Consider the following 12,849-nt stretch of genomic DNA (forward strand, 5'->3'; position numbering starts at 1 on the left):
GTGGTGGCGTGCGCATGGCGTTGTTGTTTGTGTGCTCGTTCAGTACTTGGCCGCGATCGGCATCTGCCGGCCGGTGCCGAAGGCACGGGCGCGAACCCGGATGATCGGTGGTGCCTGGCGGCGTTTGTACTCGTTGCGCGCGATCATCTTGCGGATGCGTTCGACCAGCGCGCGGCCTTGCTCATCGGCTTGCAGGCCGTCGACGAAGGCCGAGGCCTCGGCGAATTCCCACGCGGCGAGGCGATCGCCTTCGATCAGCAGCTTCAGGATCTCGTCCAGCACCGGGTAGGGCGGCAGGCTGTCGACATCGCGCTGACCCGGTGCCAGTTCGGCTGAGGGCTCCTTGTCGATGATGACGTTGGGGATCAGCTCGCGGCCGGCGGCCTCGTTAATGTGGCGAGACAGCGCGAAGACCTCTGTCTTGTACAGGTCACCCAGCAGGCCGAGGCCGCCGTTGGTGTCGCCATACAGCGTGCAGTAGCCGACCGAGATCTCCGACTTGTTGCCGGTGGTCAACAGCAGGTGGCCGAAGCTGTTCGAGTACTCCATCAGGATCGTGCCGCGCACGCGGGCCTGCAGGTTCTCCAGCGGCAGGCCTTCGAGCGGTCGGCCGAAGCTTTGCGCAAACTGCTTGCTGTAGCCGGCTACGAGGTCCGCAATCGGGTGCGTGGTCAGCTCGATGCCAAGGTTGCGGCACAGCGTGACCGAATCGTCCACTGAGCCGGCGGACGAGAAGCTCGAAGGCATCGTCACCGCCATCACGTTCTGCGGCCCGAGCGCCTGCACAGCGAGTGCCAGCGTCAGCGCACTGTCGATGCCGCCCGACGAACCGACGACCGCCTGTTGGAAGCCGCAGCGCCGTGCATAGTCCTTCAAGCCGAGGATGATCTGCGCTTGGTAGAAGGCCATGGTCGGCAGGCCATCGCGCGACACCGGTAGCGGCGCGTCGCCGTGGCGCGTCAGGAAGTGGCCGTTGTCGAAGCGCAGCGTTCGCAGGTCTTCGACGAAGCGCTCGGCCTCGAACACCACGCCTTTGTCCGGCTCGACCGCGAACGACGCACCGTCGTAGACCAGCTGGTCATGCCCGCCGATCTGGTTGACGTAGAGGATGGGCAGGCCGTGGCGCTTGCTGGCGTCGCCGAACACCTGGTGCCGCTGTTCGCGCTTGCCGATGTTCGACGGGCTGGCGTTGATCGAGATCACCAGGTCGGGCGCTGCGTCACGCATGCGCTCGAACGGGTTCACGCGGTAGTCGGAGCCCTCGTCGTTCCAGCCGTCTTCGCAGATCAGCAGGCCGACCTGCGCTTCGCCGATGCGCAGCACCTTGGCCACGTCCGGCCCCGGCTCGAAGTGGCGGCGCTCGTCGAAGATGTTGTAGGTCGGCAGCAATTGCTTCGCATAGCGCAGCACCACTTCACCGGCGTGCAGCACGATCAGCGCGTTTTCCAGCCGCTTGCCCGGGCCTTCGCGGCGCAGCGGTGCGCCGACCACCCAGTGCAGCTGCGGCAACTGGCGCGACGCGCTGCGCAACTCGGCCAGGCCGGCCTCGATGCGGTCCCTGAAGGTCGGCTCGTCCAGCAGGTCGCCAGGGTAGTAGCCAGTCAGCGAGAGTTCGGGGAAGACGACCAGTGACGAGCCGTCGTCGCGCGCGCGGTGGGCGGCCGCGATCATCTTCTGCACGTTGCCGGCCACATCGCCGACGGTGAAGTTCAGTTGGGCCAGGGTCAGGGTGAGCATGGCGGTCTTTCAAGCGGTGATGTCGAACACCTGCCGCAGGTAGGCGAGGAAGGTCTGGTCGTCGCACAGCGTCTTGCCGGGGCTGTCCGACAGCTTGGCCACCGGCTGGCCGTTGCAGTGCGTCAGCTTCATCACGATGTTCAACGGTGTCAGGCCGACATCGTTGCTGAGGTTGGTGCCGATGCCGAAGCCCAGTTGCGTGCGGTCGGCGAAATGGCGGTACAGCGCCAGCGCACGGGGCACGTCGAGCCCGTCAGAGAACACCAGACGCTTGGTGTTCGCATCGATGCGCAGCTTGGCGTAGTGGGCCAGCGCTTTTTCGCCCCAGACGAACGGATCGCCCGAGTCGTGGCGCAGGCCGTCGAACAGCTTGGCGAAGTAGAGGTCGAAGTCGGCGAGGAACGCGTCCATGCCGACCACGTCTGTCAATGCAGTGCCGAGGTCACCACGGTACTCTTGCACCCAGTCTTCGAGTGCGGCTTTCTGGTGGTCGCGCAGCCGAACGCCCAGCGCCTGGTAGGTCTGCAGGTACTCGTGCGCCATCGTGCCGATTGGCACCAGACCGAGGTCACGTGCCAGCAGCACGTTCGACGTGCCTTTGAAGAACTGCGGCACTTCGCGCTTGAAGGTCTGTACCACCTCGCGCTGCCAGTCACCCGAGAAGCGCCGGCGCAGGCCGAAGTCGAAGAACTCGAACGGGTGGCGCCGCGGTGGCTCGCTGCCGAAGGCGCGCAACAGATCGACCTTCTCGGCCAACCGGCGGCGGCCTTCGCTGAGCGTGTCGGGTTGGGCCAGACGGCGGAAGTACAGCTCGTTGACGATCGCCAACACGTAGATCTCGAAGCCCATCACGTGGACTTGCGGCCCACTGGCGACGATGCTCAGGCGCTCACCGTCGGCCTTGGCCTCGATGAAGCTGCGCTGGAAGCGGAAGATGCGCAGGAAGTCGACGAAGTCGGGCTTGATGAAGCGCAGGCTGCCGATGTAGGCCAGCTCTGCCGGCGCGAAGCTCAGGCTGCACAGGTGGTCGAGTTCGCGCTCGACGTCGGTCAGCAACTCGGCCAGTGGGTAGGCCGGCGTGTTGCGGCAGACGAAGGTGTATTCGGCCTGCGTTTGCGGGTGCCGATGCAGCATCGTCTGCCACATCGTGAACTTGTAGAGGTCGGTGTCGAGCAGGCTTTGGATCACGGGGGCCATGGTGAGGGTCCGGTCGTTGTTCTCTTGATCAGGCGTCGTTGGGCTGGCTGAGCAGATTCAGCGCTTCTTCACAGCGCATCAGCCGAACGCCGCGGGCCTGCATGTCGGCCAGAAACTCGGCATGCTTCGCCTCGAAGCCGCCGACAGGGCTCATCGCATCGGTCAACAGCACCACCTTGTGCATGTTGCCGCTGGGCAGATGGGCCACGATGTGTTCGGTGGTCGCCTTCACGCAGTGGCTGCTGGCCTCGCCGCCGATCAGCAGCAGCTCGGCCTGGTCCAGCTGGCGGATCAGCGCTTCGTTCAGCTGCGTGTGCGGGTCTTCCTCGTCCGGCACTTCCGCCTGCATCGCGCTGTAGTGCTCGGTCCACGGGTTCTCGCCTTTGTTGACGGTCTGCACGATGTCCAGCTTCTCTTCTTCCCAGGTCGACAGGGCGGCCTTCAGGTCGGCGTGCACGTTGTGGCCCCAGGTGCCGATCTCGCAATGCACCGGCCAGACCATCAGCGTGTAGCGGCCTCGGGCGTCCAGTTCGTCCAGGTAGGCCAGTGCGCGGGGCAGGGCGGCCGGGTCACGCGGGCGGAAGGCGCCGGCACGCACCTGCGATGCGGTGATGCTGGTGAACGGGTGGACCGGCTGGCCTTCGCCGGTGTGCCAGAAGCCGGGGTGGGCAATGTCGATGCGGTGGTGCGAATCGAGCGTGATGCAGATCTCGTCGAGCGTGCTGCGAGCGCGGTCGACGAAGCTGGCCAGGCGCTGCATGTCGGCGTGGGCGCCGGCGACCGGTAGGGCGGGCGCTTGGGGCGATTGCGTGATCGGATCGATCGGACGGTAGGCCTCAGGCAGGTCGCAGAAGTCGTTTTGCGGGTCGATGATCAGCAGCTGGGTGCGGGTGCTCATGAAGGCTCCTTGGTTCGCAGTGAGGCCAGTGTAGTTCTGTTAGTACATTGTTGCAACTAACAAGTGGGCGGGTGTTGTGAACAAGTTTCCATTAGCATGGGCGCCTGCTAATTCCGAATCCGGCGTCTGTTTGTCTCCTGACTGTCCAAACACTCGTTGTTCACCATGACCGAGTTTCCCGCCATCATTTGCACCGTCGACATCGCCTTGCTGACACTGCTGGACGACGTCTTGCACGTGCTGCTGCTCAAGCGCGACCGCGAGCCGTTCAACGGTTCGCTGGCCTTGCCCGGCGGCTACCTGCACGCGCAGGAAGACCAGAGCGCCGAGGATGCCGCCGCGCGCGTGCTGCACGACAAGGCTGGCATTGTCAGCCCCTATCTGGAACAGCTGGCCACCTTCTCCGGCCCGGGCCGAGACCCGCGTGGCTGGAGCATCTCGATCGCGTACTACGCGCTGCTGCCAGCCGATGTACTGGCTGTCGATGGGGTCGAGCGCCAATTGCGCCCGGTCGCCAAGCTGCCGGCCTTGCCTTTCGACCACGGCCGCATCGTTGACGCCGCAGTGCAGCGCGTGCGCAGCAAGAGCCAGTACTCGTCGCTGCCGGTCTACCTGTGCGGGGAGGCCTTCACGTTGCCGCAACTGCAGTCGGTCTACGAGACGGTGCTCGGTGAGCCGGTCAACAAGGTGAGCTTTCGCCGCAAGATGGACGCGCTGGGCATGCTCGAAGCCATCCCGGGCGCTCAAACCAGTGGTGGCGCGCACCGCCCGGCGCAGCTCTACCGCCTGCGCCGCGAATTCCGCCACGCCTTGTCGCTGCTGGATCGGGGGTTCAATGTCTGACACCGCGACGCTCGAAGATCGCTTTGCCGGTTGTTTGTTGGGATTGGCCTGCGGCGATGCCGTGGGCACGACTGTCGAGTTCAGCCCGCGCGGCTCGTTCCCGCCGGTCTCCGGCATGGCGGGCGGCGGGCCGTTCGGCCTGCCGCCCGGTTACTGGACCGACGACACCTCGATGGCTTTGTGCCTGGCCGAGAGTCTCATCACGAAGGGGGGATTCGATGCGGCAGACCAGATGGCGCGCTACGCCAACTGGTGGAAGCGGGGGCACCTCAGCTCGACGGGCGTCTGCTTCGACATCGGCATGACGGTGCGGGCGGCGCTGAACCGCTACCTCGACGATGGCGAGCCGTATGCGGGATCGGCGCACCCGGAGTCGGCCGGCAATGGCTCGCTGATGCGCCTGGCGCCGGTGGTGCTGTTCTTTCATCCGGTCCTGGCCGACCAGCTTCCCTACGCTGAAGACAGCTCGCGCACGACGCACGCGGCGCCGGAAGCGGTTGCCTGCTGCCGCTTGCTGGCGACCTGGCTGGCCAGCGCGCTGGAGGGGCGGCCGAAGCACGAGGTGCTGGCGCCGCTCAAGGGCTCTTGGCCGACGAAGCGGGTGGCCAAATTGGCTGTAGGTGCGTGGAAGTCGAAGCGCGTCGACGAGATTCGGGGCTCGGGTTACGCGGTCGAGTCATTGGAAGCCGCCGCGTGGTGCTTCAACCAGACGGATTCATTCGAGGCGGCGGTACTGGCCGCGGCGAACCTCGGTGACGACGCGGACACCACCGCGGCGATCGTTGGCCAACTGGCCGGCGCGTTCTACGGGCGAGGCGGCATTCCGGCTGCGTGGCGCACGACGCTGCACCGTGGCGACGAGATCGAGCAGATGGCGTTGGCGCTTCGGCGCGGTTGACCTCAAGCCCGCAGCGCGGTCAGCACCTGCTCGATGCGCTCTTCGACGCTGCCGCGGACGATGAGGTAGCAGGCGCCCAGCCGTTGCAGCGCTTCGACAGTACGGGCCTGTTGCAGCGCGCGAAAGGCGTCGTCGCGGCGCGTGCCGTCTTGCACGAAGCCGAAGTCGCCATCGCACAGCACAGCGAGGTCATAAGGGCGTTCGGCCAAGCGTTGCAGTTTCTCGGGCGCCTCGCGATGGTCGAGCAGGCAGTACTGCAGTGTCGTCAGCGGCGAGGTGTCGCAGACCAGCCAGCCGTTGGCCATTTGCGCCGCGTCGATCTCGCGCTGTACCTGGACTTGAGCCACGTGGACCAGTTCGTCGATTGACAGGACGCCGCCGCCCAACTGCTCCCAGCGCTCGCGGCCGTATTCGGGCACCCAGGTCGTGTGCAGCCGTTCGGCCAGCGCTTGGGCCAGCGTCGTCTTGCCGGACGATTCACCGCCCAGCAGGCACAGGCGCGGCACCAAGTCGGCATAGACCTCCGGCGCGACCAGCGTGCGCCAAGCAGCGGGGTTGGCGCGCACGGCCGAACCGCTGACGGGGCGTTTCACGCGAGCCGCGTCGACGCTGACGTGAACGACCGGTGCATGGTCAGGATCCATCGCTTGGAACTGCGCGCTCAACGACGCGGCAAAGCCGTCGCCATAGGACTCGCTGGTGAACACCGCGTCGACCGTGGTGTCCAGCAGGTCGATCAGCAGGCTGCCGACGAAGTGGCGCTGCACTGCGTCGGGCGCATCGTTTGGCGGAAGATGACGAGGTTCGAAACCTCTCGAAGCGCACAGCTGCGCAAGCCGCGCATCGTCGAGCACCACCACCGTCACGCCCGGGCAACGCGCCTGCAGCCAGCGCTCGCTTGCAGCGGCGCCGCAGCGCTCGAACTCCGGCTGGCTGTAGCTCAGCACCAGCAACTCGTCACAGGCAGCGCGGGCTGTTTCGATCAGCAGTTCGTGGCCCAGGTGCAGCGGTGAGAATTTGCCAACCACCAGGCCGCGRCGAAAACGCGTGTTCACGCTGGCGCTGCCGCCGCTGACGGCGCCTCCACCTGCGACAACTGCCACCAATGCCGCCACGACACCAGCGCGTTGATCAGGTAGACCGCATACAGCCCGGACGTGAGGTACAGCTCGCGGCTCGCGTACAACGGCACCGCAACGATGTTGACCAGCACCCAGAACGGCCACGATTCGACACGCCGCTGCATCATCAACCATTGGCCGACGACGCTGAAGCTCAGCACGACCGAGTCGACGAAAGGCGCATAAGCATCAGTGAACCTGTGAAGCAGCGCGCCGTAGGCCAATGCGGCCACGCCGCCGATGGCCGCTGCCCACGCCACGCCACCGATCGGCGCGCGGGTCACGGCCGCCGGCGCGACATGGCGGCTGCCGTGCCAGCGCCACCAGCCCACGATGCTGCTGACGATGAAGAAGGCTTGAAGCGTCACATCGGCATACAGCTTGGCTTGCCCGAACAGGACGGCGAACAGCGCGTAGCCGATGATGCCGGTCCACCAGGTGTGGATGCTGTTGCGGCCGGCCAGCAAGATGGACAAGGTGACCACCACGTTGGCCGTTATTTCCAGCGGCGTCATCCGCTCCTCCACTTCCATGGCCTTTGAACCAGGGCAGTGTAAGAGGGGGCACGGAGTGGGCGGCCGCGCCGCCGGTCAGTACAGATCGAACCCCGCCTGCCGCAAGACCTCGGTGAACACCTGCTGCGCGTAGGCGGTGGGGGCGGCGGTGGCCACCTGCAGCTGCTCCTTGTACATCCACTGCAGCACGCAGAACATGCGGAAGTCGATTGGCGGGTGGCTGGGCGTGGCCTGCGGGTGCGCGGGGTCGAGCAGGCCCTGGTAGCGGTCCAGCATGTAATGCGCGATCAGGCCCAGGTGAATCGCGAACTTGGTGACGCCGACGATGCCGGGCACGGTGCGGCTCGGGCCATGGTCCTTCTGGTAGCCGCAGGCCAGGCTGGCGCCGATCACGTCAGCGTTCAGCTCGGTCAGCCAGGCGTCGTGCACGGCCTGCTGTTGCCACCCATCGAGCCCGCTCAGCTGATTGCGGAAGCGCTTGTCGCCCAGCAGCAGCTGGAAGTGCCCATCCAGCTGGTCCCGCACAAGGGGCTCGAACGGTGCGGGCTGACGCTGGCGGCGCGATTCGCTGACGACGATGTGGCCGAGTTCGTGACCCAGCACCCACGACAGCGCGCAGTGGAAGAGCCTGAACTGCACCATGTGGCGCGGCGCGTCGTCGCCGAAGTCCAGCTCCAGCACCTGCTGCTCGGCGACGAAGCCGTCGAGCAGGCGCCTGATGTCGCGCGCTACTTCGCGGTCCGGCCGGGGCGCCATCGCAGCGCCATCGTGCTTGCCTTGGTCGTCGACCAGCTGGATGCCAACGCCCGAGTTCAAGGCGCTGACCATCGAGGCGAGAAACTTCACCAGGTTGGTCGATACCAGCGCTTCGTAGGGTGGCGCAGCCGAGGCCATCGCGTTGATGCGCCAGTCGATGACCTGGTGCACACGCACCGCGCCGGGTCGCCCCAGCTCGGGCAGCGAGTGCGCCATCGTCGGCACCATGCCGGCGGCGATCTCGGCCACCAGCCCGTCCAGCACCTGCTGCGGCGTCTGCTTGCGCATGCCATGCAGGATTGCTTTCACGTGATCGGCCGGGTCGCCGTCGTCCGACGGCAGATCGAACAGGCCTTGGTCCTTCAGGCGCCTGATCAACTCGGCGTTGGTGGGCTTGTTGAACATCGAGTGGCCCTCCGTCTTGTCAAGGAAACGAAGGGCCGCTCCCGAGTTCCTTGATCCCCTCGGGGGCGGGCTCGGCTTGCCGAGTCCTGGGGCGCTCAATCTGGCTGGGTTACAGCGCCATGCGCCAATACACCAGGCCAGCCCTTTCCTGGCGTTGCAGCCGGGCCCGCTGGTCGGGTGGCGTGGCGGCCCGGATCAGGTAGAACAGGTCGCTGATCACCGGGCTGGTGTCAGCGAAATACGAATGGCTGAGGAAATCGGTCGACTGGCCGGTGGCGTCGATCGTGTCCACATGCGGCACCAGCATCAGCTCGTCGCCGCCACCGCCGGCCCGCGGGTAGCCGCCATGCATCCAGTCCGACGCGGCGAGTGCGCGGTCTTCCGAGTTCGCGTACAGCGTGCAGCGCTGCGCCTTGTGCGCAAACTCCTGCGCGAGCTGGCGGAAGGTGTCCGCATCGATGTCAGGTGCGGCCAGCACGAACTGGCTCAGGCGCGCGGCATCGGCCGGCATCGCATCGAGCTGCAACTCGCGGATGGCGGCGACCGCAGCGCGGTTGCCCATGCTGTGGGCGATCACGTGCACCTGCGCGGCGCCGGCATCCACCAGCAACTGGCGCAGCAGGTGACGCAGGCGCGGCACCGTCCATTCGACGTTGGCTTCATCGGCGGCGTACTGCGCGATCGCGCCGTGCGACGGCCAGCTGTACAGGATCGGCGCGCCGTGGAAGTTCAGATCGCGCACGATCTGCGCCGCGCGCCGCAGGCCCTGGTCGAACGACACGTTGTAGCCGTGGACGAGCACGAGCACATCGTGTTCGTTCGACGAGGCCACGCATTGCCGCACGCCGGCCCAGAACCCGGGCGGCGTCAGTTCGCCGGCGGCCAACACCGTGATGTGCTTGCGCGGGTCGGGCGAGGCCCAGAACTTCCACCACGATGGGGCGTCGAGCTCGCCGACGCGATGGCTTTGCGGGATCGCCACCTCGGCCATGCCAAGCAGCAATTGCCCATCGCCGCGGCGCGTTTCATAGGCTTGCACCGCGCCGCGCTGATGGCCGCGCGCGCGGTCGGTCGCATAGAACAGACGCACCGTCTGATAGGGATGCTGGCCGGTTGGCTCGTCTTGCAGGTGGTGCCGAGTGGTGTCGACCGACGCTGGAGCCGCGACGGCCCCTTGCTTCGCCGCATGCACCGCCTGGGCCAGCGCCCGCACATCCACCAGCGCGCGCAGCGCGGCCACATCGAACGCGCAGCCGAACTGACGGTAGAGACCGCGCTGCAGACCCAGCCATTGCGCGTCGGTGCTCAGCAACTCGCTCAGGCGGCTGCTGGCGCGGATGCTCGTCGGCGAGCGCTTCGACAGCTCGGCCAGCAAGCGCCGCAGCGTGGCATAGACGGTGGGAAAGCCAACCATTCAAACGCCTCCTGCACGACCCGAGGCAGGTCACTATGGCACTCGCTTGCGGGCGAGGAAAGCGGCGTTGTGGCCGGCATCCCACGTTTGAATGGGCCGTGCCACCAATCAGGTGACAGCGAAGATCAGGCGAAGACGGAAATTGATGCTCAGGCCGCCCCGGCGGCCCAGGCCAGGTGGCGCGCGATCGACGGTGCAACGGCGTCAAAGGCGGTGGCCGGTGCCATGTGGCCGTGACCCGTGAGCACTTCGAGCCGTGCGCCGGGGTTGGCGGCCGCCAGCGCCTGGGCGATTGCCATCGCCGCCGGCGTGGTGCGCTCGCCGGCAACGATGGTCAATGGCACTTCGAGCCGATGGTCTTCGAAGCGGAGCGTGTCGGCGGCCTGGCTGCGCACCTCCAGGTACATCTTCCAGCCCACCGCGCGGGTCATGAGCTTCAGCTTCTCTGGCATCGCGGCCCAGGCGCCTTCGCCGTTCCAGTGGTCGATGAAGCCTTGCAGCCAGTTGTCGTTGCCGCCGTGCTCGACATCCAGCGTCTTGTACGCAGGGTGGTTGAACAGCTGTTCGACCTGAGTCGCCACTTCCAGCGGCAGTTCGTGCTGGCGCTGTCGCAGCGCCCCGTACATCACCGGTTCGTACAGCCACAGCGACTTGACGGGCACTCGGCCGCTGAGTGCGAGCTTCAAGGCCACCATCGCGCCGTACGAATGGCCGCCCAGGTGCAGTTCTTCAATGCCTGGCGGCAACTGGCGCAGCACCGTGTCGACCTCGTCGTCGAGGCTGACGACCTCGCCGCGCGGCAACAGCGGCCCGGGCGGATAGCCGATGTTGCCTGGCGTGTGCAGCACCCAGCCCGGCGGCAATCGCTCGGCCAGCGCGCGCCACATGAAGGTGCCCATGCCGGTGGAGTGGAGGAACACGGCATGCCGGGTGCCGCCCGGTGCGGCGTGCGAAGTTGCTTGCATCATGCAAGTGAGGATAGCGGCGCTACTTGCAGCTTGCAAGTGCGAAACTAGAATCACCACCCAAGGATTCCCGCCCGCCCATGCGCCGCACGTCGTTCGCCTCGATGAGTTGCTCGGTTGCCCGCTCGCTCGAGCAGATCGGCGATTGGTGGACGCTGCTGGTGATCCGTGAAGCCTTCTACGGCACCCGCYGCTTCAAGGACTTCGAGGCCCACCTGGGCATCGCGCCCAACATCCTCAGTGGCCGGCTGTCCAAGCTGGTCGAGCACGGCATCTTCGTCATCACCGAGACCACGCCCGGCGGCAAGGCGCTGGAATACCGGTTGAGCGACAAGGGGCGCGACCTGTTCCCGATCATCGTGGCGATCGCCCAGTGGGGCGACAAGCACGCGAGCGGGCCGAAGGGGCCGCCGATCCGCATCGTCGAGCGGGCGACGCAGGAAGAGATTGCGCCGATCACGCTGCAGTCTGCACAAGGCCGGCCGTTGAGTCCGCGCGAGGTGACGGTCATCGAAGGCCCGGGTGCGACCAAGGCCGACAAGAAGCGCTTCGAGGAAGTCCGGCGCCAGCGCCTGGCACGGGCGGGCGAGGCGGCCCCAGAAGCCGACAAGCCAGCGCCCAGCCGCCGGCGCGCCCCGGTCAAGGCCGCCAAGCCGGCCGCCTGACAAGAAACGAAACACGAAGATACCGCGGCGAAAGGACGCGCGGGGCCCCGACCGGCACGATGGCGACACCTGAACTTCCCATTCGCCGTCAAAGGAGTCGACCATGCGAACCTGGATCAAGAACACCCTCATTGCTGCTTTGGGCGCAAGCGTGGCGCTGGGCGGCATGGCCTTCGCCAGCAACGTGCGCGGCGGCTGCGGCTGGCACGGCCACGGCGCGATGAGCGAAGCCGACGCGGCCAAGTTCCGCGAGAAGATCATCGACCGCGCCAGCAGCGAACTGTCGCTTGACGCGACCCAGCGCCAGAACCTGGTGGCCCTGGCCGACACGCTGCACGCCCAACGCCAGACGCTGATGCCCAGCGGCAGCAACCCGCGTGAACAGCTGCAGGCGCTGATCGCCGGCGAGCGCTTCGACGCCAGCCGTGCCCAGAGCCTGGTGCTGGAAAAGACCGAGGCGTTGCGCACCGCGAGCCCGGCGGTCATCGCCGCGGCGGCCACGTTCTACGACAGCCTGAAGCCCGAGCAGCAGCAGAAGCTGCGCGACTTCATGGCCCGCGGCGGCCACCACGGCTGGAGAGGCTGAGATGTGGCCGCACCGACCGATCGGCCGTGCGCTGATCACGCTGGCGATTGCGCTGGTCGGTGGCCTGGCGCTGCTGCTGGACGCGGCAGCGCCACCCGCCGACGGCGGCCTCGTCGCCTGGCACGCGGTGAGCATGCTGGTGCTGGCCGCGCTGGCCTTGTGGGCGCTGTGGGCGCCGCAAATGCCGCGGTCGGTGGGGCAGGTCATCACTGGCGTGCTCGGCCTGCTGTTGCTGGGTGGCCTGGCAGTGGCGGCGCGGCGCTTGCCGATGCGCGACGTGGCGGCGATCTGGACGGCCATCGGCAGTGTGCTGGCGCTGGCCGGAACGCTGTTCTTTGTCGGCACGCGCTGGGCGCGACGCGAAATTCGCTGGTGAACTAGACGCGGTGGGTGGCGGGTGACCGCTGCCCACCGGAGGGAACGCAGGGCCTACAGGCCGTGCGACGATAACGACATGCCCCGCATCCTGCTGATCGACGACGRCGAGCACCTGGCTCCGCCGCTCGCCACCTACCTGAAACGCTTCGACTTCGAGCTCGCCTGGGCGGGCCGGCCCAGCCTGGGGCTGGCGCGCCTGCGCGAAGAGCGCTTCGACGCCGCCATCCTCGACGTGATGCTGCCCGAGATGGACGGTTTCGAGCTGCTGCGCACGATCCGCCAGAGCAACGGGCCGATGGCCGATCTGCCGCTGATCATGCTCACCGCCCGCGGCGAGTTGCCCGACAAGGTGGTGGGGCTGGAGCTGGGYGCCGACGACTACCTGCCCAAGCCCTTCGAGCCGCGYGAGCTGGYCGCGCGCCTGCACACGGTGCTGCGCCGCCACCGCGTGACGGCGGCCACTGCGCCGAC

14 protein-coding genes are annotated in these 12,849 nt (G+C 67.1%); 6 read left to right on the top strand and 8 right to left on the bottom strand.

The genetic code is table 11. The annotated features are described in order from the left end of the window. Positions 1-39 precede the first annotated feature (39 nt). The 3 genes from AC1DYI_RS14615 to AC1DYI_RS14625 are packed head-to-tail and all read right to left on the bottom strand — an operon-like array spanning position 40 to position 3,832. A complete protein-coding gene (locus AC1DYI_RS14615; RefSeq protein ID WP_477204849.1) occupies positions 40-1,737 on the bottom strand; it encodes an NAD+ synthase in 1,698 nt (565 codons plus the stop codon). 9 nt (positions 1,738-1,746) lie between these two features. Then, complete coding sequence (gene pncB, locus AC1DYI_RS14620) at positions 1,747-2,934, bottom strand: nicotinate phosphoribosyltransferase (protein WP_477204850.1); 1,188 nt, start codon at positions 2,932-2,934, stop codon at positions 1,747-1,749. Between the two features lie 28 nt (positions 2,935-2,962). After that, positions 2,963-3,832: a cysteine hydrolase family protein gene (locus AC1DYI_RS14625; RefSeq protein ID WP_477204851.1), complete on the bottom strand. Its 870-nt coding sequence runs from the start codon at positions 3,830-3,832 to the stop codon at positions 2,963-2,965. A 165-nt stretch (positions 3,833-3,997) separates the two neighbouring features. Here AC1DYI_RS14625 and AC1DYI_RS14630 point away from each other — a divergent pair, with 165 nt between their 5' ends. Next, complete coding sequence (locus AC1DYI_RS14630) at positions 3,998-4,675, top strand: NUDIX hydrolase (RefSeq protein WP_477204852.1); 678 nt, start codon at positions 3,998-4,000, stop codon at positions 4,673-4,675. Next, entirely contained in the window at positions 4,668-5,573 is a 906-nt protein-coding gene (locus AC1DYI_RS14635; RefSeq protein WP_477204853.1) for an ADP-ribosylglycohydrolase family protein, read from the top strand. Before AC1DYI_RS14630 ends, AC1DYI_RS14635 begins: the two co-directional genes overlap by 8 nt. 2 nt (positions 5,574-5,575) lie before the next feature. On the opposite strand, the gene AC1DYI_RS14640 is transcribed toward AC1DYI_RS14635, so the two are convergent. The 5 genes from AC1DYI_RS14640 to AC1DYI_RS14660 all read right to left on the bottom strand — a co-directional run bounded on the left by AC1DYI_RS14640 (position 5,576) and on the right by AC1DYI_RS14660 (position 10,752). Next, on the bottom strand, positions 5,576-6,628 hold the full coding sequence (locus AC1DYI_RS14640) for an AAA family ATPase (RefSeq protein ID WP_477204854.1): 1,053 nt from the start codon (positions 6,626-6,628) through the stop codon (positions 5,576-5,578). Next, positions 6,625-7,209: a nicotinamide riboside transporter PnuC gene (pnuC, locus tag AC1DYI_RS14645; RefSeq protein ID WP_477204855.1), complete on the bottom strand. Its 585-nt coding sequence runs from the start codon at positions 7,207-7,209 to the stop codon at positions 6,625-6,627. The genes AC1DYI_RS14640 and pnuC overlap by 4 nt, the downstream gene beginning before the upstream one ends. Before the next feature lie 75 nt (positions 7,210-7,284). Further along, positions 7,285-8,370 carry a hypothetical protein gene (locus AC1DYI_RS14650; protein WP_477204856.1) on the bottom strand — a complete coding sequence of 362 codons (1,086 nt, stop codon included), beginning with the start codon at positions 8,368-8,370 and terminating at the stop codon, positions 7,285-7,287. A 109-nt stretch (positions 8,371-8,479) separates the two neighbouring features. Further along, positions 8,480-9,784 (bottom strand): alpha/beta hydrolase, encoded by a 1,305-nt coding sequence (locus AC1DYI_RS14655; protein WP_477204857.1) that lies wholly within the window; start codon positions 9,782-9,784, stop codon positions 8,480-8,482. A gap of 149 nt (positions 9,785-9,933) precedes the next feature. Then, on the bottom strand, positions 9,934-10,752 hold the full coding sequence (locus tag AC1DYI_RS14660; protein WP_477204858.1) for an alpha/beta fold hydrolase: 819 nt from the start codon (positions 10,750-10,752) through the stop codon (positions 9,934-9,936). A 77-nt stretch (positions 10,753-10,829) separates the two neighbouring features. Between AC1DYI_RS14660 and AC1DYI_RS14665 the strand changes: the two genes are divergently transcribed. The 4 genes from AC1DYI_RS14665 to AC1DYI_RS14680 all read left to right on the top strand — a co-directional run. After that, positions 10,830-11,414 carry a winged helix-turn-helix transcriptional regulator gene (locus tag AC1DYI_RS14665; RefSeq protein WP_477204859.1) on the top strand — a complete coding sequence of 195 codons (585 nt, stop codon included), beginning with the start codon at positions 10,830-10,832 and terminating at the stop codon, positions 11,412-11,414. 103 nt (positions 11,415-11,517) lie between these two features. Further along, positions 11,518-12,000 carry a Spy/CpxP family protein refolding chaperone gene (locus AC1DYI_RS14670; RefSeq protein ID WP_477204860.1) on the top strand — a complete coding sequence of 161 codons (483 nt, stop codon included), beginning with the start codon at positions 11,518-11,520 and terminating at the stop codon, positions 11,998-12,000. A 1-nt stretch (position 12,001) separates the two neighbouring features. Continuing rightward, complete coding sequence (locus tag AC1DYI_RS14675; protein WP_477204861.1) at positions 12,002-12,376, top strand: hypothetical protein; 375 nt, start codon at positions 12,002-12,004, stop codon at positions 12,374-12,376. Positions 12,377-12,454: 78 nt separating this feature from the next. Beyond that, on the top strand, positions 12,455-12,849 hold a 395-nt coding region (locus AC1DYI_RS14680), incomplete at its 3' end, for a response regulator transcription factor (RefSeq protein WP_477204862.1).

It is taken from the genome of Ideonella sp. P3_A4, from assembly GCF_056403075.1.